Source organism: Burkholderia sp. Bp8963 (assembly GCF_003854275.1).
GTDB lineage: Bacteria > Pseudomonadota > Gammaproteobacteria > Burkholderiales > Burkholderiaceae > Burkholderia.
The window spans coordinates 78,767-102,083 of the sequence record NZ_QTQP01000010.1; the positions used below are offsets into that span (position 1 = coordinate 78,767).

At 66.3% G+C, this 23,317-nt stretch carries 30 protein-coding genes; 29 read left to right on the forward strand and 1 reads right to left on the reverse strand.

Annotated features, from left to right (window positions below):
• Positions 1 to 83: 83 nt before the first annotated feature.
• The 25 genes from DID96_RS10955 to tatC all read left to right on the forward strand — a co-directional run bounded on the left by DID96_RS10955 (position 84) and on the right by tatC (position 18,229).
• On the forward strand, positions 84 to 905 hold the full coding sequence (locus DID96_RS10955) for an ABC transporter ATP-binding protein (protein ID WP_124599351.1): 822 nt from the start codon (positions 84 to 86) through the stop codon (positions 903 to 905).
• Positions 902 to 1,669 carry a lipid asymmetry maintenance ABC transporter permease subunit MlaE gene (mlaE, locus tag DID96_RS10960; protein ID WP_124599352.1) on the forward strand — a complete coding sequence of 256 codons (768 nt, stop codon included), beginning with the start codon at positions 902 to 904 and terminating at the stop codon, positions 1,667 to 1,669. The genes DID96_RS10955 and mlaE overlap by 4 nt, the downstream gene beginning before the upstream one ends.
• A gap of 24 nt (positions 1,670 to 1,693) precedes the next feature.
• Positions 1,694 to 2,236: an outer membrane lipid asymmetry maintenance protein MlaD gene (mlaD, locus tag DID96_RS10965; protein WP_124599353.1), complete on the forward strand. Its 543-nt coding sequence runs from the start codon at positions 1,694 to 1,696 to the stop codon at positions 2,234 to 2,236.
• Positions 2,237 to 2,276: 40 nt separating this feature from the next.
• On the forward strand, positions 2,277 to 3,278 hold the full coding sequence (locus DID96_RS10970; protein ID WP_124599354.1) for a VacJ family lipoprotein: 1,002 nt from the start codon (positions 2,277 to 2,279) through the stop codon (positions 3,276 to 3,278).
• Positions 3,279 to 3,390: 112 nt separating this feature from the next.
• Complete coding sequence (locus tag DID96_RS10975) at positions 3,391 to 4,020, forward strand: phospholipid-binding protein MlaC (RefSeq protein ID WP_124599449.1); 630 nt, start codon at positions 3,391 to 3,393, stop codon at positions 4,018 to 4,020.
• Positions 4,017 to 4,286, forward strand: coding sequence for a lipid asymmetry maintenance protein MlaB (locus DID96_RS10980; RefSeq protein WP_124599355.1), 270 nt, complete (start codon positions 4,017 to 4,019; stop codon positions 4,284 to 4,286). The genes DID96_RS10975 and DID96_RS10980 overlap by 4 nt, the downstream gene beginning before the upstream one ends.
• A 185-nt stretch (positions 4,287 to 4,471) precedes the next feature.
• Positions 4,472 to 5,398, forward strand: coding sequence for an ABC transporter ATP-binding protein (locus DID96_RS10985; protein WP_124599356.1), 927 nt, complete (start codon positions 4,472 to 4,474; stop codon positions 5,396 to 5,398).
• Positions 5,395 to 6,249: an ABC transporter permease gene (locus tag DID96_RS10990; protein ID WP_260463846.1), complete on the forward strand. Its 855-nt coding sequence runs from the start codon at positions 5,395 to 5,397 to the stop codon at positions 6,247 to 6,249. Before DID96_RS10985 ends, DID96_RS10990 begins: the two co-directional genes overlap by 4 nt.
• Positions 6,250 to 6,331: 82 nt before the next feature.
• Positions 6,332 to 6,571, forward strand: a complete 240-nt coding sequence (locus tag DID96_RS10995; RefSeq protein WP_006406983.1) for a BolA family protein — start codon at positions 6,332 to 6,334, stop codon at positions 6,569 to 6,571.
• Positions 6,572 to 6,584: 13 nt separating this feature from the next.
• A complete protein-coding gene (murA, locus tag DID96_RS11000) occupies positions 6,585 to 7,934 on the forward strand; it encodes a UDP-N-acetylglucosamine 1-carboxyvinyltransferase (RefSeq protein WP_124599357.1) in 1,350 nt (449 codons plus the stop codon).
• Positions 7,935 to 7,942: 8 nt separating this feature from the next.
• A complete protein-coding gene (hisG, locus tag DID96_RS11005; RefSeq protein WP_124599451.1) occupies positions 7,943 to 8,596 on the forward strand; it encodes an ATP phosphoribosyltransferase in 654 nt (217 codons plus the stop codon).
• Between the two features lie 25 nt (positions 8,597 to 8,621).
• Positions 8,622 to 9,956 (forward strand): histidinol dehydrogenase, encoded by a 1,335-nt coding sequence (gene hisD / locus DID96_RS11010; RefSeq protein WP_124599358.1) that lies wholly within the window; start codon positions 8,622 to 8,624, stop codon positions 9,954 to 9,956.
• Positions 9,957 to 10,050: 94 nt separating this feature from the next.
• Positions 10,051 to 11,130 (forward strand): histidinol-phosphate transaminase, encoded by a 1,080-nt coding sequence (gene hisC, locus DID96_RS11015; RefSeq protein ID WP_124599359.1) that lies wholly within the window; start codon positions 10,051 to 10,053, stop codon positions 11,128 to 11,130.
• A gap of 60 nt (positions 11,131 to 11,190) precedes the next feature.
• Positions 11,191 to 11,778, forward strand: coding sequence for an imidazoleglycerol-phosphate dehydratase HisB (hisB, locus tag DID96_RS11020; RefSeq protein WP_017333600.1), 588 nt, complete (start codon positions 11,191 to 11,193; stop codon positions 11,776 to 11,778).
• Between the two features lie 68 nt (positions 11,779 to 11,846).
• A complete protein-coding gene (locus DID96_RS11025; protein ID WP_017333601.1) occupies positions 11,847 to 12,467 on the forward strand; it encodes a YchE family NAAT transporter in 621 nt (206 codons plus the stop codon).
• Positions 12,464 to 13,105 (forward strand): imidazole glycerol phosphate synthase subunit HisH, encoded by a 642-nt coding sequence (gene hisH, locus DID96_RS11030; protein ID WP_124599360.1) that lies wholly within the window; start codon positions 12,464 to 12,466, stop codon positions 13,103 to 13,105. Before DID96_RS11025 ends, hisH begins: the two co-directional genes overlap by 4 nt.
• A 156-nt stretch (positions 13,106 to 13,261) precedes the next feature.
• Positions 13,262 to 14,017: a 1-(5-phosphoribosyl)-5-[(5-phosphoribosylamino)methylideneamino]imidazole-4-carboxamide isomerase gene (gene hisA / locus DID96_RS11035; protein ID WP_124599361.1), complete on the forward strand. Its 756-nt coding sequence runs from the start codon at positions 13,262 to 13,264 to the stop codon at positions 14,015 to 14,017.
• Between the two features lie 115 nt (positions 14,018 to 14,132).
• The gene (gene hisF / locus DID96_RS11040) at positions 14,133 to 14,906 is read left to right on the forward strand and encodes an imidazole glycerol phosphate synthase subunit HisF (protein WP_124599362.1); all 774 of its coding nucleotides are present in this window, start codon (positions 14,133 to 14,135) and stop codon (positions 14,904 to 14,906) included.
• Positions 14,906 to 15,319: a phosphoribosyl-AMP cyclohydrolase gene (gene hisI, locus DID96_RS11045; RefSeq protein WP_059778492.1), complete on the forward strand. Its 414-nt coding sequence runs from the start codon at positions 14,906 to 14,908 to the stop codon at positions 15,317 to 15,319. The genes hisF and hisI overlap by 1 nt, the downstream gene beginning before the upstream one ends.
• Positions 15,316 to 15,681 carry a phosphoribosyl-ATP diphosphatase gene (locus DID96_RS11050; RefSeq protein WP_084900054.1) on the forward strand — a complete coding sequence of 122 codons (366 nt, stop codon included), beginning with the start codon at positions 15,316 to 15,318 and terminating at the stop codon, positions 15,679 to 15,681. Before hisI ends, DID96_RS11050 begins: the two co-directional genes overlap by 4 nt.
• 62 nt (positions 15,682 to 15,743) lie before the next feature.
• Positions 15,744 to 16,136 carry a hypothetical protein gene (locus DID96_RS11055; RefSeq protein ID WP_124599363.1) on the forward strand — a complete coding sequence of 131 codons (393 nt, stop codon included), beginning with the start codon at positions 15,744 to 15,746 and terminating at the stop codon, positions 16,134 to 16,136.
• A 32-nt stretch (positions 16,137 to 16,168) separates the two neighbouring features.
• Positions 16,169 to 16,534 (forward strand): histidine triad nucleotide-binding protein, encoded by a 366-nt coding sequence (locus DID96_RS11060; protein ID WP_124599364.1) that lies wholly within the window; start codon positions 16,169 to 16,171, stop codon positions 16,532 to 16,534.
• 90 nt (positions 16,535 to 16,624) lie between these two features.
• Entirely contained in the window at positions 16,625 to 16,855 is a 231-nt protein-coding gene (gene tatA, locus DID96_RS11065) for a Sec-independent protein translocase subunit TatA (protein WP_124599365.1), read from the forward strand.
• 34 nt (positions 16,856 to 16,889) lie between these two features.
• The gene (gene tatB, locus DID96_RS11070; protein ID WP_124599366.1) at positions 16,890 to 17,405 is read left to right on the forward strand and encodes a Sec-independent protein translocase protein TatB; all 516 of its coding nucleotides are present in this window, start codon (positions 16,890 to 16,892) and stop codon (positions 17,403 to 17,405) included.
• Positions 17,406 to 17,446: 41 nt separating this feature from the next.
• Positions 17,447 to 18,229 (forward strand): twin-arginine translocase subunit TatC, encoded by a 783-nt coding sequence (gene tatC, locus DID96_RS11075; RefSeq protein WP_124599367.1) that lies wholly within the window; start codon positions 17,447 to 17,449, stop codon positions 18,227 to 18,229.
• 91 nt (positions 18,230 to 18,320) lie between these two features.
• On the opposite strand, the gene DID96_RS11080 is transcribed toward tatC, so the two are convergent.
• Positions 18,321 to 19,526 (reverse strand): Do family serine endopeptidase, encoded by a 1,206-nt coding sequence (locus tag DID96_RS11080; RefSeq protein WP_124599368.1) that lies wholly within the window; start codon positions 19,524 to 19,526, stop codon positions 18,321 to 18,323.
• Between the two features lie 21 nt (positions 19,527 to 19,547).
• Here DID96_RS11080 and DID96_RS11085 point away from each other — a divergent pair, with 21 nt between their 5' ends.
• From DID96_RS11085 to DID96_RS11100, 4 genes are all read left to right on the forward strand, one after another.
• Positions 19,548 to 20,294, forward strand: coding sequence for a Nif3-like dinuclear metal center hexameric protein (locus tag DID96_RS11085; protein WP_124599369.1), 747 nt, complete (start codon positions 19,548 to 19,550; stop codon positions 20,292 to 20,294).
• A 218-nt stretch (positions 20,295 to 20,512) separates the two neighbouring features.
• Positions 20,513 to 21,133: a ubiquinol-cytochrome c reductase iron-sulfur subunit gene (gene petA / locus DID96_RS11090; protein ID WP_124599370.1), complete on the forward strand. Its 621-nt coding sequence runs from the start codon at positions 20,513 to 20,515 to the stop codon at positions 21,131 to 21,133.
• The gene (locus DID96_RS11095; RefSeq protein WP_124599371.1) at positions 21,134 to 22,516 is read left to right on the forward strand and encodes a cytochrome bc complex cytochrome b subunit; all 1,383 of its coding nucleotides are present in this window, start codon (positions 21,134 to 21,136) and stop codon (positions 22,514 to 22,516) included.
• A gap of 21 nt (positions 22,517 to 22,537) precedes the next feature.
• Positions 22,538 to 23,296 (forward strand): cytochrome c1, encoded by a 759-nt coding sequence (locus DID96_RS11100; protein ID WP_124599372.1) that lies wholly within the window; start codon positions 22,538 to 22,540, stop codon positions 23,294 to 23,296.
• Positions 23,297 to 23,317 lie beyond the last annotated feature (21 nt).

Here is a 23,317-nt window from a genome sequence, read left to right on the forward strand (position 1 = left end):
CGGACGGCCGAGGGCAGCGTCACGACATGATTCCAATGCAGGCCCTATAATTCGGCGTTCTGCGTAAAAGGACTGTCAGCTCCGTGAGCCCCTCTCCCTCCGAGACACTGCTGGAACTCCGCGACGTCGATTTCGGTTACGGCGATCGCCTCGTGCTGTCGAACCTGAACCTGCGCTTCGCGCGCGGGCAGGTGGTCGCGGTCATGGGCGGCTCGGGCTGCGGCAAGACCACCGTGCTGCGCCTGATCGGCGGGCTCGTGCGCGCGCGCCGCGGCCAGGTGCTGTTCGACGGCGCGGACGTCGGCGCCCAGACGCGCGACGGCCTGTATGCGCTGCGCCGCCAGATGGGGATGCTGTTCCAGTTCGGCGCGCTGTTCACCGACATGTCGGTGTTCGAGAACGTCGCGTTCGCGCTGCGCGAGCACACCGACCTGCCCGAGGAACTGATCCGCGATCTCGTGCTGATGAAGCTCAACGCGGTCGGCCTGCGCGGCGCGCGCGACCTGATGCCGTCCGAGGTGTCGGGCGGCATGGCGCGGCGTATTGCGCTGGCGCGCGCGATCGCGCTCGATCCGCAGCTGATCATGTACGACGAGCCGTTCGCGGGCCTCGACCCGATCTCGCTCGGCATCACCGCGAACCTGATCCGCACGCTGAACCACGCGCTCGGCGCGACGTCGATCCTCGTCACGCACGACGTGCCGGAATCGTTCGCGATCGCCGACTACGTCTACTTCCTGGCCAATGGCGGCGTGCTCGCGCAGGGCACCCCCGACGAGCTGCGCGCATCGACCGACCCGAGCGTGCGCCAGTTCATCGACGGCGCGCCGGACGGCCCGTTCAAATTTCATTACACGAGCCCGCCCCTTGGCGCGGACTTCGGGCTCGGCGGAGGGCGCGCATGATCAGCGCGATCGGACGTTACGTCATCGGCGGCCTCGAGCGCGCGGGCTACGGCACGCGCCTGTTCGTGCGCCTCGTGCTGGAATTCTTCCCGCTGCTGCGTCGGCCGCGGCTCGTCACGAAGCAGATCCACTTCCTCGGCAACTACTCGTTCGTGATCATCGCGGTGTCGGGCCTGTTCGTCGGCTTCGTGCTCGGCCTGCAGGGCTACTACACGCTGAACCGCTACGGGTCCGAGCAGGCGCTCGGCCTCCTCGTCGCGCTGTCGCTCGTGCGCGAGCTCGGCCCGGTCGTCACGGCGCTGCTGTTCGCGGGCCGCGCGGGCACGTCGCTGACCGCCGAGATCGGCCTGATGAAGGCGGGAGAGCAGCTGACCGCGCTCGAGATGATGGCCGTCGACCCGATCAAGACGGTGATCGCGCCGCGCATGTGGGGGGGCATCATCACGATGCCGCTGCTGGCCGCGATCTTCAACGCGGTGGGCGTGCTCGGCGGCTACTTCGTCGGGGTCGTGCTGATCGGCGTCGATCCGGGCGCGTTCTGGTCGCAGATGCAGGGCGGCGTCGAAGTCTGGGCCGACGTCGGCAACGGCGTGCTGAAGAGCATCGTGTTCGGGTTCGCCGTGACCTTCATTGCACTGTTTCAAGGGTACGAGGCGAAGCCCACGCCTGAAGGCGTGTCGCGCGCGACCACCAAGACGGTCGTGTTCGCGTCGCTCGCGGTACTCGGCCTCGATTTTCTGCTGACCGCGCTGATGTTCAGCTAAGCCTCAGCCAAGCCAAATTTTGGGATGACGATGAAAAAGACTGCTCTCGACTTCTGGGTCGGCCTGTTCGTGGTGGTAGGTTTCCTCGCGGTGCTGTTCCTCGCGCTGAAGGTCGGCAACATGAGCTCGCTGTCGTTTCAGCCGACTTACGCCGTGAAGATGAAATTCGACAACATCGGCGGTCTGAAGCAGCGCGCGGCGGTGAAGAGCGCGGGCGTCGTGGTCGGCCGCGTACAGTCGATCGGCTTCGACACGAACACCTACCAGGCGCTTGTGACGATCGGTCTCGACAAGCAATACCAGTTCCCGAAGGATTCGTCCGCGAAGATCCTGACGTCGGGCCTGCTCGGCGAGCAGTACATCGGCCTCGAGCCGGGCGGCGATTCCGAGATGCTGAAGGCGGGCGACACGGTCACGATGACGCAGTCGGCGATCGTGCTCGAGAACCTGATCGGCCAGTTCCTGTACAGCAAGGCAGCGGACGCGGGCGGCGCGAAGCCGGCCTCCGGCGCTTCCGCCGCGCCTGCACCGGCGCCGGCCGCCGCGTCGGGTGCTGCTGCGCAATAACCACACGAACCACACGAGAGAATTCAAGAGGGTAACGATCATGCAGACGATTCGCATCAGCCACGCCGCGCTCGCGGTGGCAGCGGTGACTGCGCTGAGCGGCTGCGCCACCGTGCAGACGCCGACCAAGGGCGATCCGCTCGAAGGCTTCAACCGGACGATGTACAAGTTCAACGATACCGTCGACACGTACGCGCTGAAGCCGGTCGCGCAGGGCTACCAGAAGGTCGTGCCGCAGCCGGTGCGCGACAGCGTGACGAACGTCTTCTCGAACGTTGGCGACCTCTACATCGCGGCGAACAACATCGTGCAGCTGCGGATTGCCGACGGTGTCGGCGACCTGATGCGCGTCGTGATCAACACGGTGTTCGGCGTCGGCGGCCTGTTCGACGTCGCGACGATCGCGAAGCTGCCGAAGCACACGGCCGATTTCGGCGTCACGATGGGCCGCTACGGCGTGCCTGCGGGCCCGTACCTCGTGCTGCCGCTGCTCGGGCCGAGCACGGTGCGCGACGCGGCGGGCCTCGGCGTCGACTACGTCGGCAATCCGCTCACCTACGTGAAGCCGGACGGCCTGAGCTGGGGCGTCTATGGCGTGAACCTGGTCAACACGCGCGCGAACCTGCTCGGCGCGGGCGACGTGCTCGAGGCGGCGGCGATCGACAAGTATTCGTTCGTGCGCAACGCGTACCTGCAGCGCCGCCAGATGCTGATCAGCAACGCGCGCGGTGAAGCGGGCGCGTCGTCGGGCAGCGAAGCGCTGCCGAAGTACGACCTGCCGGACGAGGGTTCGGCAGCGCCGGCAGCGACGGGCGCTGCGGGGGCCGCAGGAGCGGCAATCAGCGGCGGTGCGGCACCGGCGAGCGCCGCGGCGCCTGCCGCTGCGTCCGCGCCCGCGGGGGCATCCGGCACCGCAGCACCGGCGCCGGGGTCGGAAGCGGCCGGCTCGCCGAATCCGGCCAGCGAAACGAGCGTGCCGCCGATGCAGGTGGCGCCGCCCGCGCCCGGCGGGCTGCGCTTCCCGAGCATCCGGCTGCATTGATCGGACTTACATTCGTTACAGGCGGAAACGATTCAGTCGGTAGCAGTCGCGAACTTGCGCGTAAGCTACGGGCTCCAACCTTCGCATCGACTCACTCATGCAGGTCAAACTTATGAAGAAACTGTTCCTGATCCCCGTTTTCGCGGCGCTGTTCTCGTTCGGCGGCGCGGCCCATGCGCAAGTCGACCAGTCGAACCCGCAGGCGCTGATCAAGAGCGCGACGCAGCAGGTGCTCGATGAAGTGAAGCAGCAGACGATCAAGCAGGGCGACACGAACCGCATTATCTCGATCGTCAACAGGGACATCCTGCCGTACACGGATTTCCGCCGCACCACGCAGCTCGCGATGGGCCGCCACTGGCGCGAAGCGTCGCCGGCGCAGCAGCAGCAGGTGCAGGAGCAGTTCAAGCTGCTGCTGATCCGCACGTACTCCGGCGCGATCGCGCAGCTGAAGCCGGACCAGCAGATCCAGTACCCGCCGTTCCGCGCGAGCGCGGATGATACCGATGTCGTGGTCCGTACGGTCGCGATGAACAACGGCCAGCCGGTCCAGATCGACTACCGTCTGTACAAGACGCAGCAGGGCTGGAGGGTGTATGACCTGAACGTGCTCGGCGCGTGGCTGATCCAGACGTACCAGCAGCAGTTCAACGAGAAGATCCAGCAAAGCGGCGTGGATGGCCTGATCCAGTTCCTGTCGCAGCGCAACCAGGAGCTTGCCGCGAGCAAGCAGGCATCGTGAGCGGCTTCGAAGCCGGCTCCTCGCTGACCCACGCAAGCGCGAAGGCCGCGCTCGCGGCGGGTCTCGCGCAGATCGGCGCGGGCGCAACCGCCGTCGACTGCGCGGCACTGACGCAGTTCGACTCGTCCGCGCTCGCCGTGCTGCTCGCATGGCAGCGTGCCGCGCGCTCGCGCGGCGCCACCCTCGACATCCGCAACCTCCCTCCGAAGCTCGCCAGCCTCGCACAGGCGTACGGCGTCGATACGCTCGTCAACGGGCGACATTGACGCTCGCTCGCTGATCCGCGCCGCGCCCGCCGTCGGGCGCCGGCTCTGGATGGCCGTCCCCGATGGCCGTCTCCTCCCGTCGGTTTGCCCTATAATCAAGCGTTTTGCGGGGCTGCCAATCGGCCCCCTTTTTCTTTCGCAGCAAGCACAGAATAGGCGTCGCGGCCGTTGCGCCGCGCACAGTCATGTCAGCCATAGAAATCCGTCACGTCAAGAAGCGCTACAAGTCGCTTCAGGCGCTCAAGGGCGTCAGCCTGTCGGTCGAAGAAGGCGAGTTTTTCGGTCTGCTTGGCCCGAACGGCGCAGGCAAGACCACGCTCATCAGCATCCTCGCCGGGCTTGCCCGGGCCGATGAAGGCAGCATCTCGGTGCGTGGCCACGACGTCGTCAAGGACTTCCGGGGCGCGCGCCGCGCGCTTGGTGTCGTGCCGCAGGAGCTCGTGTTCGACCCGTTCTTCACGGTGCGCGAGACGCTGCGGATCCAGTCCGGCTACTTCGGGCTGCGCCACAACGACGACTGGATCGACGAAGTGATGGCCAATCTCGACCTGACCGAGAAGGCTGACGCGAACATGCGCGCGCTGTCGGGCGGGATGAAGCGCCGCGTGCTCGTCGCGCAGGCGCTCGTGCACCGGCCGCCCGTGATCGTGCTCGACGAGCCGACCGCCGGCGTCGACGTCGAGCTGCGCCAGACGCTGTGGAAATTCATCTCGCGCCTGAACCGTGAAGGCCACACGATCGTGCTGACCACCCACTACCTCGAGGAAGCCGAGTCGCTGTGCGACCGCATCGCGATGCTGCGCCGGGGTGAAGTGGTCGCGCTCGACCGCACCGATGCGCTGCTGCAGCGCTTCGCGGGCCTGCAGCTTTACCTGCGCGTCGCGGGCGGCTCGCTGCCCGGCGAGCTGCGCGCGCTGGAAACCGATCCGGCCGCCCGTGCGCCCGGCGAGCACCTGCTGCGGCTCGCGAGCTACGACGAGGTCGAGCGGATCCTTGCGTCGTGCCGCGCCGCGGGCTGCACGTTCGACGAGATCGAGGTCAGGAAGGCCGACCTCGAGGATGTGTTCGTCCAGGTGATGAACGGGGCCGAGGCGATCGAGGGTCTGGCATGAAACAACAACCCCCACGCTCACTTCGTTCGCCCGGGGGGGCGCAGCCCCCCCGTTCCCGCCAAACGCCTGAGCCCGGTACTATTGGGCGAGCGCTGGGCAGCGGTTTTCAAACGCTGTTCTACAAGGAAATCCTGCGGTTCTGGAAGGTGTCGTTTCAGACGGTGCTCGCGCCCGTCGTCACGGCGCTGCTGTACCTGACGATCTTCGGCCACGCGCTGACGGGCCGCGTCCAGGTGTATCCGGGCGTCGAGTACGTGAGCTTCCTCGTGCCGGGCCTCGTGATGATGAGCGTGCTGCAGAACGCGTTCGCGAACAGCTCGTCGTCGCTGATCCAGTCGAAGATCACCGGCAACCTCGTGTTCATGCTGCTGCCGCCGCTGTCGTACCGGGACATCTACGGCGCGTACGTGCTCGCGTCCGTCGTGCGCGGGCTCTCGGTCGGTGCGGGCGTGTTCGTCGTGACGGTCTGGTTCATCCCGATGCAGTTCGCGGCGCCCGCGTTGATCCTCGCGTTCGCGCTGCTCGGCGCGGCGATCCTCGGCACGCTCGGCCTGATCGCCGGGATCTGGGCCGAGAAGTTCGACCAGCTCGCCGCGTTCCAGAACTTCCTGATCATGCCGCTGACGTTCCTGTCCGGCGTGTTCTATTCGACGCATTCGCTGCCGCCCGTGTGGCGCGAAATCTCGCGTCTCAACCCGTTTTTCTACATGATCGACGGCTTTCGCTACGGGTTCTTCGGCGCGTCCGACGTCAACCCGCTCGCGAGCCTCGCGATCGTCTCCGGTTTCTTCGTGCTGCTCGCGCTGTTCGCGATGCGGCTGCTCGCGACCGGCTACAAACTGCGTCATTGATATGAAACCGCCGCCGTGCGCCGCTCTTGCGAGCGCGCGCGGCGCCGCGCGCGCCTCGGCGCGCACCGACAGGAGCATCACCATGTTGCCGACTCCCGAACAGGTCAAGCAATACATCGCGGGCGGGCTCGCCTGCACGCATCTGGAAGTCGAAGGCGACGGCCAGCACTTCTTCGCGACGATCGTGTCGCCGGCGTTCGAGGGCAAGCGGCCGATCCAGCGCCACCAGCTCGTCTATGCGGCGCTCGGCGATCGCATGAAGCAGGAAATCCACGCGCTCAGCATGAAGACGCTGACGCCCGCCGAATGGCAGAACGCATAACCGGAACCACTGAGTGCAAGTCACCGTCAACGAGCGCGACGCCGTCGAGAGCGTCGCCACGGCACACCCGGCCGGCAATCGGGATTCGCAGGGACATGGGATGGACAAGCTCGTGGTCGAGGGTGGCCGCCGGCTGTCCGGCGAGATCGTCGTGTCGGGTGCGAAGAACGCGGCACTGCCGATTCTGTGCGCGAGCCTGCTCACGGCCGATCCGGTCCACCTCGACAACGTGCCGAACCTGCAGGACGTCCGCACCACGCTGAAGGTCCTGAACCAGATGGGCGTGAAGAGCGAGATGACGGGCAGCCACGTGCAGCTCGACGCGTCGCGCGTCGACAACCTCATCGCGCCGTACGAGCTCGTGAAGACGATGCGCGCATCGATCCTCGTGCTCGGGCCGCTCGTCGCGCGCTTCGGCGAGGCGAAGGTGTCGCTGCCGGGCGGCTGCGCGATCGGCGCGCGGCCGGTCGACCAGCACATCAAGGGCCTGCAGGCGATGGGCGCCGAGATCAACATCGAGCATGGCTTCATCGAGGCGCGCGCGAAGCGGCTGAAGGGCGCGCGCATCGTCACCGACATGATCACGGTGACGGGCACCGAGAACCTGCTGATGGCCGCGACGCTCGCCGACGGCGAGACGGTGATCGAGAACGCCGCGCGCGAGCCGGAGGTGAGCGATCTCGCGCACCTGCTCGTCGAGATGGGCGCGAAGATCGACGGGATCGGCACCGACCGGCTCGTGATCCAGGGCGTCGAGCGGCTGCACGGCGCGCGCCACGCGGTGATTCCGGACCGCATCGAGGCCGGCACGTTCCTGTGCGCGGTCGCGGCCGCGGGCGGCGACGTGACGCTGACGGGCGTGCGCCCGCACATCCTCGACGCGGTGGTCGACAAGCTGCGCGAGGCCGGCGTGTCGATCGAGGAAGGCGGGCACTGGCTGCGCGTGAAGATGGACCGCCGGCCGTCCGCGGTGACGATCCGCACGTCCGAATACCCGGCGTTCCCGACCGACATGCAGGCGCAGTTCATGGCGCTGAACTCGGTCGCGACGGGCACCGCGCAGGTCGTCGAGACGATCTTCGAGAACCGCTTCATGCACGTGCAGGAGCTGAACCGGCTCGGCGCGAACATCACCATCGACGGCAACACGGCGCTCGTGACGGGCGTCGACAAGCTGTCGGGCGCGAAGGTGATGGCGACCGACCTGCGCGCGTCCGCGAGCCTCGTGATCGCCGGCCTGCGCGCCGACGGCGAGACGCTCGTCGACCGCATCTACCACCTCGACCGGGGTTACGACCGGATGGAAGCCAAACTGACTGCGGTCGGCGCGAACGTGCGCCGCATTGCCGGGAGCCTTGCATGAACGCGCCGTTGACCCCGCCGTTGACTCTTGCACTGTCGAAGGGACGGATTTTCGAGGAAACCCTGCCGCTGCTCGCCGCCGCCGGCGTGCACGTGGCCGAGGATCCGGAAACGTCGCGCAAGCTGATCCTGCCGACGACCGACCCGAACCTGCGCGTGATCATCGTGCGCGCGAGCGACGTGCCGACCTACGTCGAATACGGCGCGGCCGATTTCGGCGTGGCCGGCAAGGACGTGCTGCTCGAGCACGGCGGCTCGGGCCTGTACCAGCCGATCGACCTGAACATCGCGCGCTGCCGGATCTCGGTCGCGGTGCCCGCGGGCTTCGACTACGCAAAAGCGGTGCGCCAGGGCGCGCGCCTGCGCGTCGCGACGAAGTACGTCGAGACGGCGCGCGAACACTTTGCCGCAAAGGGCGTGCACGTCGACCTGATCAAGCTGTACGGCTCGATGGAGCTCGCGCCGCTCGTCGGCCTCGCCGATGCGATCGTCGACCTCGTCAGCTCGGGCGGCACGCTGCGCGCGAACAATCTGGTCGAGGTCGAGGAGATCATGCCGATCTCGTCGCGCCTCGTCGTGAACCAGGCTGCGCTGAAGCTTAAGCGCACGGCGCTCAAGCCGTTCCTCGACGCGTTCGAACGCGCGTCGTTGGGCGGCGCATAAGCGCATCACCGAAACGGAACCCTCCATGTCCATCACCATCCGCAAACTCGATTCGACGAGCGAAGGCTTCGGCGCCGCGCTGCGTGCGGTGCTCGCGTTCGAAGCGAGCGAAGACGAAGCGATCGAGCGCTCGGTCGCGCAGATCCTCGCCGACGTGAAGTCGCGCGGCGACGCCGCGGTGCTCGACTACACGAACCGCTTCGACCGGCTGAGCGCCGGCAGCGTCGCCGCGCTGGAGTTGCCGCAGGACGCGCTGCAGGCGGCGCTCGACGGCCTCGAGCCGAAGGCCCGTGCGGCGCTCGAGGCGGCCGCGGCACGCGTGCGCGCGTACCACGAGAAGCAGAAGATCGAGTGCGGCAGCCATAGCTGGCAGTACACGGAGGCGGACGGCACGGTGCTCGGCCAGAAGGTCATGCCGCTCGACCGCGTCGGCCTGTACGTGCCGGGCGGTAAGGCCGCGTATCCGTCGTCGGTGCTGATGAACGCGATTCCCGCGCGCGTCGCGGGCGTCGGCGAGATCGTGATGGTCGTGCCGACCCCGGACGGCGTGAAGAACGACCTCGTGCTCGCCGCGGCGCTGCTCGGCGGCGTCGACCGCGTGTTCACGATCGGCGGCGCGCAGGCCGTGGCCGCGCTCGCGTACGGCACCGAGACCGTGCCGGCCGTCGACAAGATCTGCGGGCCCGGCAATGCTTACGTCGCGTCGGCGAAGCGCCGCGTGTTCGGCACGGTCGGCATCGACATGATCGCCGGGCCGTCGGAGATCCTCGTGCTGTGCGACGGCACGACCGATCCGAACTGGGTCGCGATGGACCTGTTCTCGCAGGCCGAGCACGACGAGCTCGCGCAGTCGATCCTGCTGTGCCCGGACGCATCGTTCATCGAGCGCGTCGAGAAGGCGATCGACGAACTGCTGCCGACGATGCCGCGCGAGGCCGTGATTCGCGCGTCGCTCGAAGGCCGCGGCGCGCTGGTCAAGGTGCGCGACATGGCGGAAGCGTGCAGGATCGCGAACGACATCGCGCCCGAGCACCTCGAGATTTCGGCGCTGGAGCCGCAGCAGTGGGGCCAGCTGATTCGCCACGCGGGTGCGATCTTCCTCGGCCGCTACACGAGCGAGAGCCTCGGCGACTACTGCGCGGGCCCGAACCACGTGCTGCCGACGTCGCGCACGGCGCGCTTCTCGTCGCCGCTCGGCGTGTACGACTTCATCAAGCGCTCGAGCCTGATCGAAGTCAGCGCGGAAGGCGCGCAGACGCTCGGCGAGATCGCGTCCGAACTCGCGTACGGCGAAGGGCTGCAGGCGCACGCGAAGAGCGCAGAGTACCGGATGAAGGGGACGAGCGACCGCCAGAACTGAGCGTTCGGCTCGACGCAGGAGACGCAGGGCAGGGCGGCAGCCGCCGCCTTGCCGGCCAATTGACGCCGGCGCGATGCACGCCGGCTTGCATACCATGACAACGCCACAAGACATCATCCGCCGGGACGTGCTCGCAATGACGAGCTACCCGGTGCCGGACGCGAGCGGGTTCGTGAAGCTCGACGCGATGGAGAATCCGTACCCGCTGCCGGCGCCGCTCGCGGCGGCCCTCGGCGAACGCCTCGCGCAGGTCGCGCTGAACCGCTATCCGGCACCGCGCCCCGCCGCGCTGCTCGACAAGCTGCGCCACGCGATGGGCGTGCCCGCCGCGTGCGACGTGCTGCTCGGCAACGGCTCCGACGAGATCATCAGCATGTTGTCGGTCGCGTGCGCGAAGCCGGGCGCGAAGGTGCTCGCGCCGGTGCCGGGCTTCGTGATGTACGAGATGTCGGCGAAGTTCGCACAGCTCGAGTTCGTCGGCGTGCCGCTCGCGGCCGACCTGACGCTCGACGTCGACGCGATGCTCGCGGCGATCGCCGAGCATCGGCCTGCGCTCGTCTACCTCGCGTATCCGAACAACCCGACCGGCACGCTGTACGACGACGCGGGCATCGAGCGGATCATCGCGGCCGCGCAGCACAGCCTGATCGTGATCGACGAGGCGTACCAGCCGTTCGCCGAGCGCAGCTGGATGCCGCGCGCGGCGGAGTTCGACAACGTCGTCGTGATGCGCACGGTGTCGAAGCTCGGCCTCGCGGGCATCCGCCTCGGCTATCTGGTCGGGCTGCCCGCGTGGCTCGCGGAGTTCGACAAGGTGCGCCCGCCGTACAACATCAACGTGCTGACGCAGGCGACCGCCGATTTCCTGCTCGACCACCTCGACGTGCTCGATGCGCAGGCGGCCGAGCTGCGCGCCGAACGCACGCGCCTCGCGCAGGCGGTGGCCACGCTGCCGGGCGCGACGGTGTTCCCGAGCGCCGGCAATTTCCTGCTGGTGCGCGTGCCGGATGCGGCCGCCGTGTTCGACGCGCTGCTCACCGAGCGGGTGCTCGTCAAAAACGTGAGTAAAATGCACCCATTGCTGGCCGAATGCGTGCGGCTGACCGTCGGTTCTCCCGACGAAAACGCGCGCCTCATGGCAGCATTGAAACTCGCGCTGCCCGGTCACGCCTGACGGCACCGCGGCGCGAAAGCGATCAATCCCCATTTACATCGACTCAGTCAAGGAATTGCCATGCGTGTGGCGGAAGTCGTTCGCAATACCAGCGAAACGCAGATCCGTGTGAAGCTCAACCTCGACGGCACCGGCCAGCAGAAGCTCGCGACCGGCGTGCCGTTCCTCGACCATATGCTCGACCAGATCGCACGACACGGTCTGTTCGACCTCGACGTCGAGGCGCACGGCGACACGCATATCGACGACCACCATACGGTCGAGGACGTCGGCATCACGCTCGGCCAGGCCGTCGCGAAGGCGATCGGCGACAAGAAGGGCATCCGCCGCTACGGCCATTCGTACGTGCCGCTCGACGAGGCGCTGTCGCGTGTCGTGATCGACTTCTCGGGCCGGCCGGGTCTCGAATTCCACGTGCCGTTCACGCGCGCGCGGATCGGCACGTTCGACGTCGACCTGTCGATCGAATTCTTCCGCGGTTTCGTGAACCATGCGGGCGTCACGCTGCACGTCGACAACCTGCGCGGGATCAACGCGCACCACCAGCTCGAGACGGTGTTCAAGGCCTTCGGCCGCGCGCTGCGGATGGCGGTGGAGCTTGACGAACGCGCGGCGGGGCAGATCCCGTCGACCAAAGGCAGCCTGTGAACTTCACCTTCTGACCGGACGGACGCCCAGGACAACCTCACGGCTTCGGCGCGCTGCGCCGGCTTGCGATGGATCTGCTCAAATCGTTCATTTCGCTGCTCGCGCTGATCAACCCGGTCGGCGCGGTGCCGTTTTTCCTGAGCCTCACGGCGCAGCAGACGGACGACGAGCGGCGTCGCACGATCCGGATCGCGTCGGTGTCGGTGTTCTGCGTGATCACGGTGACGACGTTGCTCGGGCAGCAGATCATCGACTTCTTCGGCATCTCGGTCGGGTCGCTGGAGGTGGGTGGCGGGATCATCATGCTGCTGATGGCGATCAGCATGCTGAACGCGCAGGCCGGCAACACGCGCTCGACGCCGGAGGAGCGCCACGAAGCCGAGCAGAAGGACAACATCGCGGTGGTGCCGCTCGCGATCCCGCTGCTGACGGGCCCCGGCTCGATCAGCACGGTGATCATCTACGCGGCGAACTCGCGTCACTGGTATGAACGGGCGGGGCTCGTCGCGATCGGCGCGATCCTGGCCTGCCTGTGTTTCGTCGCGATGCGGCTCGCCGAGCCGATCGCGAACTGGATCGGCCGCACCGGCATCAACATCGCCACGCGGCTGATGGGTCTGATGCTGTCGGCGCTGGCGGTGGAATTCATCGTCAACGGACTGAGGGCGCTACTGCCTGCACTGAGATGAAAACTTCGATTGCGATTGTGGATTATGGGATGGGCAACCTGCGCTCGGTCGCGCAGGCGCTCAAGCAGGCCGAACCGGCCGCCGACGTGGCGATCGTCGACACGCCGGCCGCGATCCGCGCGGCCGACCGCGTCGTGCTGCCCGGTCAGGGCGCGATGCCGGACTGCATGCGCTGCCTCGGCGAATCGGGCCTGCAGGACGCGGTGATCGAGGCGTCGCGCACGAAGCCGCTGCTCGGCGTGTGCGTCGGCGAGCAGATGCTGTTCGACTGGAGCGCCGAAGGCGACACGAACGGCCTCGGCCTGCTGCCCGGCAAGGTCGTGCGCTTCGAGCTCGACGGCCAACTGCAGGACGACGGCTCGCGCTTCAAGGTCCCGCAGATGGGCTGGAACCGCGTGCGCCAGTCGCAGCCGCACCCGCTGTGGGACGGCGTGCCGGACGATGCGTACTTCTACTTCGTGCACAGCTACTACGTGAGCCCGGACAACCCGGCGCACACGGTCGGCGAGACGGTCTACGGTGCGCCGTTTACGTCCGCGGTCGCGCGGGACAACCTCTTCGCGACCCAATTCCATCCGGAGAAAAGTGCGGAAGTCGGGTTGCGTCTGTATCGCAACTTCGTACACTGGAAACCGTGAACGTGGTGCGCGAGCACGGTCGGCCGGCGCGAAACGCCATGCCGCATGGGGCTCCGAGCGCCGAAAGAGTTGTACTAAACTAGCGAGACCGCGCGGCACTGGAAGGGCCAGTGTGCGCCCGGCTCTTTTTCTTTTCCCAGACGACAACCGATTGCTATGTTGCTGATTCCGGCCATCGATCTTAAAGACGGTCAGTGTGTGCGCCTCAAACAGGGCGATATGGACCAGGCCACGATTTTCTCCGAGAACCCCGCGGCGATGGCCCGCAAGTGGGTCGATCTCGGCGCCCGGCGGCTTCATCTCGTCGACCTGAACGGCGCGTTCGCCGGCAAGCCGAAGAATCTCGAGGCGATCGAGGCCATCCTCGACGAAGTGGGCGACGAGATCCCCGTGCAGCTCGGCGGCGGCATCCGCAGCCTCGAGACGATCGAGAAGTATCTCGATGCCGGCCTGTCGTACGTGATCATCGGCACGGCGGCCGTGAAGGATCCGGGCTTCCTGCAGGATGCGTGTACCGCGTTCGCGGGCAGCATCATCGTCGGCCTCGACGCGAAGGACGGCAAGGTCGCGACCGACGGCTGGAGCAAGCTGACGGGCCACGAGGTGATCGACCTCGCGCAGAAGTTCGAGGACTACGGCGTCGAATCGATCGTCTATACGGACATCGGCCGCGACGGCATGCTGCAGGGCGTCAACATCGAGGCGACCGTGAAGCTCGCGCAGGCGGTCGGCATTCCGGTGATCGCAAGCGGCGGCCTGTCGAACCTCAACGACATCGAGAAGCTCTGCGAAGTGGAAGGCGAGGGCGTCGAAGGCGTGATCTGCGGCCGCGCGATCTACTCCGGCGATCTCGACTTCGCGGCCGCGCAGAAACGCGCGGACGAACTGAACGGCGAACTCGACAACGCCTGATTCCGGCTGTCATTCCTTCGCCCGGGGCGTTCCCTGGCCGGGCGCCCCCAGCCAGGCGCTCCTGACAGGGCGCCGTCAGGCGGGCGCCCCCAACCGCGGCACTTAGTGCAACATCATGGCTCTAGCTAAACGCATCATCCCCTGTCTGGACGTGACCGCCGGGCGTGTCGTCAAGGGCGTCAACTTCGTCGAACTGCGCGATGCCGGCGATCCGGTCGAGATCGCCCGCCGCTACGACGAGCAGGGCGCCGACGAACTCACGTTCCTCGACATCACCGCGACGTCCGACCAGCGCGACCTGATCCTGCCGATCATCGAGGCGGTCGCGTCGCAGGTCTTCATCCCGCTGACGGTCGGCGGCGGCGTGCGCGCCGTCGAGGACGTCCGCCGCCTGCTGAACGCGGGCGCGGACAAGGTCAGCATGAACTCGTCGGCAGTGGCGAATCCGCAGCTCGTGCGCGACGCGGCCGACAAGTACGGCTCGCAGTGCATCGTCGTCGCGATCGACGCGAAGCGCGTGTCCGCCGACGGCGATGCGCCGCGCTGGGAAGTGTTCACGCACGGCGGCCGCAAGGGCACCGGCCTCGACGCGATCGAATGGGCGCGCAAGATGGCCGAGCTCGGCGCGGGCGAGATCCTGCTGACGAGCATGGACCGCGACGGCACGAAGTCGGGCTTCGACCTCGCGCTCACGCGCGGCGTGTCGGACGCGGTGCCGGTGCCGGTGATCGCGTCGGGCGGCGTCGGCTCGCTGCAGCACCTGGCGGACGGCATCAAGGAAGGCCGCGCGGATGCGGTGCTCGCGGCGAGCATCTTCCACTACGGCGAACACACGGTCGGCGAGGCGAAGCGCTTCATGGCCGATCAAGGCATTCCGGTGAGGTTGTGATGAGCACGGATAACGCAATGCCGGCGTGGCTCGACAAGGTCCGCTGGGACGACAACGGCCTCGTGCCGGTGATCGCGCAGGAAGCGTCGACGAACGACGTGCTGATGTTCGCGTGGATGAACCGCGAGGCGTTGGCGAAAACGATCGAGACGCAGCGCGCCGTCTACTATTCGCGTTCGCGCAAGCGCCTGTGGTTCAAGGGCGAGGAGTCGGGCCACGTGCAGCACGTGCACGAGGTGCGCCTCGATTGCGACGAGGACGTCGTGCTGCTGAAGGTCGAGCAGGTGTCGGGCATCGCGTGCCACACCGGCCGGCATTCGTGCTTCTTCCAGAAATTTGAAGGCACCGTCGAAGGCGGCGACTGGGTCGCGGTCGAACCGGTGCTGAAAGACCCCGAACACATCTACAAATGACGCAAACGACCGAAGACACGCTGCTGCGTCTCGCAGCCGTGATCGACAGCCGCAAGGGCGGCGATCCCGATCAATCGTATGTATCGCGCCTCTTTCACAAGGGCGACGACGCGGTGCTGAAGAAGATCGGCGAGGAAGCGACCGAAGTCGTGCTCGCCGCGAAGGACGTGCGCCAGGGCGGCGCGCCGACCGCGCTCGTCGGCGAGGTGGCGGACCTGTGGTTTCATTGCCTCGTGATGCTGTCCCATTACGACTTGAGCCCGGCCGACGTGATCGCCGAGCTTGAGCGCCGTGAAGGGATGTCGGGCATCGAGGAAAAGGCGCTGCGCAAGCGTCGCGAGCGCGAGGAAAACGGCGGCTGACGCATCGTTGCGCGCGGCGGGGCGCTACACTGTAAGAATTGTCATCTGACGGGAGTAGCATCATGACCGATACGCCAAGCCAGTTTCCGCCGCCGTCAGTGTCGGGGGCGGCGGAAAGCGAGCGTCTGAACGGCCTGCGTACGCTGACCCACGTGCTGTACGGCCTCTATGCGTTGCACTGGCTGACGGGCGGCATCACCGGCATCATCGCGATCATCATCAACTACGTGAAGCGCGACGACGTGGCTGGCACGCCGTATGCCGATCATTTCGAGTGGCAGATCCGCACGTTCTGGCGCGCGTTGATCGCCTACGTGATCGGGTTCGCGCTCGCATTCGTCGTCATCGGTTTCGCGGTGATGTTTGCGACGTGGATCTGGACGCTGTACCGTATCATCAAGGGTTGGCTGTACCTGAACGACAACAAGGCGCTCGACTCGCGCGCGTGGTTCTGACGCGCGGCCGCGGCGAGCCCTTCAGGAGCAACATGAGTCACGATCCGAACTGCCTGTTCTGCAAGATTGCGGCAGGCGAAATCCCGAGCACGAAAGTGCACGAGGACGATGAATTCGTCGCATTCCGCGACATCCGCCCGGCGGCCGAGACTCACGTGCTCGTGATTCCGCGCAAGCATCTGCCGACGCTGTCGGCGGCGGACGAAGCCGATGCGCCGCTGCTCGGCCGGATGATGGTGCTGGTCGCGCGGCTCGCCGAGCAGCTCGGCGTCGCGTATACGGGCGGCGAAACCGGGTTCCGCACGGTGATCAATACGGGCCCGGGCGGCGGGCAGGAGGTGTATCACCTGCACGCGCATATCCTGGCCGGTCCGCGCCCCTGGCACCGGATGGGTTGACGGCACGGGGCGTTTCCCGCGTCGATAGTCGAAGCCGGCGCATTGCCGGCGATTTGCGCCGCGTGCGGCGAGGTTGAGGAGAGTTTCATCATGGGTGGATTGAGCATTTGGCACTGGCTGATCGTGCTGCTGATCGTCGCGCTGGTTTTCGGCACGAAGAAGCTGCGCAACATCGGCAACGACCTCGGCAGCGCCGTGAAGGGGTTCAAGGACGGCATGAAGGACGGCGAGACGCCATCCGATCCGCAGCAGCTGCCGCGTTCGGGCACGGTGGACGTCAACGCGAAGGAAACGACGCGTTCCGATTCGAACAAGGCATAACGTCGGTTCGCCGGCACGCTGACGGGCATTCTCCATGCTGGATCTCGGTCTTTCGAAGATGGCGCTGATCGGCGTCGTCGCGCTCGTGGTGCTCGGCCCCGAGCGCCTGCCGCGTGTCGCACGCACGGCGGGCGCGCTGTTCGGCCGCGCGCAACGCTACATCAACGACGTGAAGGCCGAGGTCTCCCGCGAGATCGAGCTCGACGCGCTGCGCACGATGAAGAGCGATTTCGAGACGGCCGCACGCAACGTCGAGACCACGATTCACGACAACCTGCGCGAACACGAGCAGGACCTGAATGCCGCGTGGAATTCGGCGGTCGGCGGCGCGACCGATTCGACCGGCGGCAGCGACGCGCCCGCTGCGCCGACCTGGCGCGGCAGCGCGGTCGCCCTGACGCCGAAACGCCGTAACTGGCGGGTCAAGCAGACGGCGACGCCCGTCTGGTACAAGCGCGCCACCACGCGCCGCACGCACGTGCAGTCCGGCGCCGCGCGCGTCGCGCGCCACCAGCCGGCGAGCCTGCGCCGGCCGGCACGCTTCTTCTGAGCCGAGCACATGCTCGCTCGTCAATCCAACCGAGGGCCGGTGTGAGCGACCCCCAGCAGAATCCGGACGAAGGCCCGGAAGAAACCTTCATCTCCCATCTCGTCGAGCTCCGCGACCGTATCATCCGCGCGGGGCTGTCCGTGATCGTCGTGTTCCTCGGGCTCGTCTACTGGGCGCCGGACATCTTCCGGCTGCTCGCGCGGCCGCTGATGGAGAACCTGCCGAAGGGCGGCAAAATGATCGTCACGGACGTCACCGGCTCGTTCTTCGTGCCGATGAAGGTGACGATGCTCGTCGCGCTCGTGATCGCGCTGCCGGTCGTGCTGTACCAGATCTGGGCGTTCGTTGCGCCCGGGCTGTACCAGCACGAGAAGAAGCTCGTCGCGCCGCTCGTCGGCAGCAGCTACTTCCTGTTCCTGTGCGGGATGGCGTTCGCGTACTTCCTCGTGTTTCCGACGATCTTTCGCGTGATGGCGCACTACAACGCGCCGCTTGGCGCGGAGATGTCGACCGATATCGACAATTACCTGAGCTTCGTGCTCGGGATGTTCATCGCGTTCGGGGTGACGTTCGAGGTGCCGATCGTCGTCGTGCTGCTCGTCCGGATGGGCCTCCTGACCATCAAGAAGCTGAAGGAGATCCGTCCTTACGTGATCGTCGGCGCGTTCGTCGTCGCCGCGGTCGTCACGCCGCCGGACGTGTTTTCGCAGCTGATGCTCGCGTTGCCGCTGGTGCTGCTATACGAGATCGGGATTGTCGCCGCACGATTCTTCGTGCCGAAGCCGACGGAAGCCGAGGCCGAGAACGGCGAAGCCGCGAGCTGACGGCGCGGATCGCGCTCCGCTCAAACAGAAAGGGCAGCCAAGCGGCTGCCCTTTTGCTTGCCACCGACGCGGCGGTGCGCCGCTTGCGGCGTCACTCCGTGTCGCTGTCCTGCTCGTCGAGCGCCTGCTTCGGCGGCGGCGGGCGCTTGCCGATCACGACCTTCAGGTCGAACTCCTTGCCCTTGCGCACGACGTGCACCTTGGCCGTCGCGCCCGGTTTGATCTGCGCGACGACGTTGAGCAGCTTCGTCGTATCGGTGATTTCCTCGCCGTTGACCGACACGAGGATGTCGCCCGGCCGGATGCCGGACTTGTCGGCCGGCCCGCCCTGCAGCACGCCCGCGACGATCGCGCCCGACTTCTGCTGCAGCCCGAACGACTCGGCGATCTCCGGCGTGACGTCCTGCGGCTCGACGCCGATCCAGCCGCGCGTGACCGAGCCCGTCGTGATGATGCTCTCGAGCACCGTGCGCGCGGTCGAGACCGGAATCGCGAAGCCGATCCCGAGCGAGCCGCCCGAGCGCGAGTAGATCGCCGTGTTGATGCCGAGCAGGTTGCCGTTCACGTCGACGAGCGCACCGCCGGAGTTGCCGGGGTTGATCGGCGCGTCCGTCTGGATGAAGTTCTCGAACGTGTTGATGCCGAGGTGATTGCGGCCGAGCGCGCTGATGATTCCCATCGTCACCGTCTGGCCGACGCCGAACGGGTTGCCGATCGCGAGCACGACATCGCCGACGCGGGACTGGTCGGAGCGGCCGAGCGTGATCGTCGGCAGGTTCGTCATGTTGATCTTCAGCACGGCGAGATCGGTTTCCGGATCGCTGCCGATCACCTTCGCGGTGGCCGTGCGGCCGTCGGCGAGTGCGACTTCGATCTGGTCGGCGCCGTCTACGACGTGCTGGTTCGTTAGAATGTAACCTTCCGGGCTCACGATAACGCCGGAGCCGAGGTTGGCCGCGGGCTCGTCCTGCTGCTTGCGGGCGTTGCGGTCACCGAAGAAATAGCGGAACAGCGGATCCTTCGCGCGCGGATCGGGCGGCAAAGAGCCGTCCTTGCTGGAGAAGACGTTGACGACGGCCGGCATCGCCTTCTGCGCGGCGTCGGCATACGACGTGGTCGCGGGGGCGCCGCCGATGCCCGGGGCGACTTCCCGCAGTGCAACGATCGGCGTGGCGAGCTGCTTGCCGAGCTGTCCTTGCCGTTGCAGCCATTGCGGCTTGAGCGTCACGACGATGAACATCAGCGCGAGCAGCACCGTGACTGCCTGCGCGAAGAACAGCCAGAAGCGTCTAAGCATCTGAATGGACTAGAGGTTTATATGGATCGGATCGAACTCGAATTGTACTTGAACAATACCCTTGAAACCGCGCGGTTCAAGGACTATTGCCCGAATGGCCTGCAAGTCGAAGGCCGCCGCAAGATCGAAAAGATCGCGACCGGCGTGACCGCGTCGATCGCGTTTCTCGAAGCGGCGGTCGAATGGGGGGCGGATGCCGTGCTCGTCCATCACGGCTATTTCTGGCGCAACGAGGCGCCGCAGATCACCGGCCGCAAGTATCAGCGCCTGAAGCTGCTGCTCGCGAACGACCTGAACCTGTTCGCGTTCCACCTGCCGCTCGACGCGCATCCGGATTTCGGCAACAACGCGCAGCTCGGCGAGAAGCTCGGGCTGATCGGCGAAGCGCACTTCGGTGAAGGCGACCTCGGCTGGATGGCGACGCTGCCGATGCCGGTGACGCTCGAGCACTTCGTCGCGAAGGTCGAGCGACTGCTCGGCCGTACGCCGCTCGTGCTCGGCGACCCGGACATGCAGCTGCGCCGCATCGCCTGGTGCACGGGGGCCGCGCAGAGCTATTTCGACGCGGCGATCGAGGCCGGCGCCGACGTGTTCCTGACCGGCGAAGTGTCGGAGCCCGTCACGCACGCGGCCGCGGAGAGCGGCGTCGCGTTCGTTGCGGCGGGGCACCATGCGACCGAGCGCTACGGAATTCAGGCGCTCGGCACCCATTTATCCGAGCGTTTCGATCTCGAACATCTTTTCATCGATATCCATAACCCGGTCTGAGCGGCCGGTTTGCGGCGGCGCATCGCAAACACGCAATGAAGCGAGTGCTTAAAAGTAGTTTGATTTAATCACTCCGATAGTGGGGGAAAACCCTTGACTATCAAATACTTCGAAGGGATTTTCATCTCCGGGCCTTGTAAATGGCGACTCCATTCGAGCAAACTAGCGGCGGAATGGAAAGTCGAGACGGAAAATCCAACTCAGAAGTGGGGCGTGTGATGCGAGACAAGGAAGACAAGCGCGTCGACAGCGGCCGCCGTACCTGGCTGATTGCGACATCCGTAGCAGGTGGCGTTGGAGGCGTCGCCACCGTCGTACCGTTCGCGGCGTCGCTGGCGCCGTCGGCGAAAGCAAAGGCGGCCGGTGCGCCGGTCGAGGTCGACATCAGCGCGCTGAAGCCTGGCGAGATGATCACCGTGCCGTGGCGCGGCAAGCCCGTCTGGGTGCTGAATCGCACCGACGCGATGCTCGCCGACGTGGTCAAGGCCGACAAGGAAGTCGCCGACCCGACATCCCAATCCCCCTATTCGATGCCGTTGCCCGCGTACTGCGCGAACGAATATCGCGCGCGGGCCGATCGCAAGAACATCCTCGTCGTGATGGCCGTGTGCACGCACCTCGGCTGCACGCCTTCCCAACGTTTCTCGCCGGGTCCGCAGCCGAACCTGCCGGATGACTGGCCGGGCGGCTTCCTGTGCCCGTGCCACGGTTCGACCTACGACCTCGCCGGCCGCGTCTTCAAGAACAAGCCGGCGCCGCAGAACCTCGACATCCCGCCCTACATGTTCACGTCGGCGACGACGCTCGTGATCGGCAAGGACGAGAAAGGAGAAGCGTAAATGGCGACGGAACACAACGAAGTCACGACGACAGGTCTCACCGGCTGGATCGACTCGCGCTTTCCGTGGACGGTCATGATCAAGAAGCACATGACCGAGTACTACGCGCCGAAGAACTTCAACTTCTGGTACTTCTTCGGCTCGCTCGCGCTGCTCGTGCTCGTCAACCAGATCGTCACCGGCATCTTCCTGACGATGAACTACAAGCCCGACTCGACGCTCGCGTTCGCGTCGGTCGAGTACATCATGCGCGAAGTGCCGTGGGGCTGGCTGATCCGCTACATGCACTCGACGGGCGCGTCGATGTTCTTCGTCGTCGTCTACCTGCACATGTTCCGCGGGCTGATGTACGGGTCGTACCGCAAGCCGCGCGAACTCGTGTGGATCTTCGGCTGCGCGATCTTCCTGTGCCTGATGGCCGAGGCGTTTTTCGGCTACCTGCTGCCGTGGGGCCAGATGTCGTTCTGGGGCGCGCAGGTGATCGTGAACCTGTTCTCGGCGATCCCGTTCGTCGGCCCGGACCTGTCGCTGTGGATCCGTGGCGACTACGTCGTGTCCGACGTCACGCTGAACCGCTTTTTCGCGTTCCACGTGATCGCGATTCCGCTCGTGCTGGTCGGCCTCGTGGTCGCGCACCTCGTCGCGCTGCACGAAGTGGGGTCGAACAACCCGGACGGCATCGAGATCAAGGCGAAGAAGGACGCGAACGGCATCCCGCTCGACGGCATCCCGTTCCACCCGTACTACTCGGTGCACGATTTCCTCGGCGTGTGCGGGTTCCTGATCGTGTTCGCGCTGATCGTGTTCTTCTCGCCGGAAATGGGCGGCTACTTCCTCGAGTCGAACAACTTCATCCCGGCGAACCCGCTGCAGACGCCGCCGGAAATCGCGCCGGTCTGGTACTTCACCGCGTTTTACGCGATGCTGCGCGCGACCACCGACCCGTTCAAGATCGTGCTGATGATCGTGATCGCGGCGCTCGGCGTGCTCGCGCTGATCCGCGCGCGCGGCAAGTGGAAGATCGGGCTGCCGGTGCTGTCGGCGGCGATCGTCGTGTTCATGTACCTGACGGAATCGAAGTTCTGGGGCGTCGTGGTGATGGGCTCGGCGGTGGTGTCGCTGTTCTTCCTGCCGTGGCTCGACCGCAGCCCGGTGAAGTCGATCCGCTACCGCCCGCTGTTCCACAAGGTGTTCCTCGGGATCTTCGTCGTCGCGTTCCTGACCCTCGCGTTCCTCGGCACGCGGCCGCCATCGCCGGTCTCGACGATGATCGCGCAGCTGTGCGCGCTGATCTACTTCGCGTTCTTCCTCGGCATGCCGGTCTGGACGCCGCTTGGCACGTTCAAGCAGCCGCCGGAGCGGGTGCGCTTCAAGCCCCATTAACGTGAGCGAGGAGAGAACGACATGAAGAAACTGCTTTCGACACTCGCGCTGATCGGGGCGACCGCCTGTGCGTTGTTCGCGGCGCCGGTGCCGGCCGCGGAAGGTAATTTTCCGCTCGACCGGGCGCCCGATAACACGGAAAATCTCGTTTCGCTTCAGCATGGCGCGCAATTGTTTGTAAACTATTGCCTGAACTGCCACAGCGCGAACCTGATGCGCTACAACCGTCTGACGGATCTGGGCATTCCCCAGAAGGAGATCGAGCAGAATCTCCTGTTCACGACCGACAAGGTCGGCAACACGATGTCCGTCGCGATGCGGCCCGAAGACGCGAAGAACTGGCTCGGCGTGACGCCGCCCGACCTGTCGGTCGAGGCGCGCGCGCGCAGCCGCGACTGGCTGTATACGTATCTGCGGAGCTTCTACCGCGACGATGCACGGCCGACCGGCTGGAACAACGCGGTGTTCGAGAACGTCGGCATGCCCCATGTGCTCTGGCAGCTGCAGGGGCAGCGCATCGCGAAATTCGAAGAAAAGACGGACGAGGAGACGGGCGAGAAGGTGCGCGCGCTCGTCGGCTTCCAGCAGGTGACCCCGGGGACGCTGTCGCCGGTGGATTATGATGCTGCTGTAGCCGACCTGGTGGCGTACATGACGTGGATGTCCGAGCCGGCCCAGCAGACCCGCAAACGCCTCGGCGTCTGGGTGCTGGTGTTTCTCGGTGTCCTGACTTTCCTGGCCTGGCGGCTCAATGCCGCGTACTGGAAAGATATCAAGTAATCACGCCTGACCGGCGTGGGG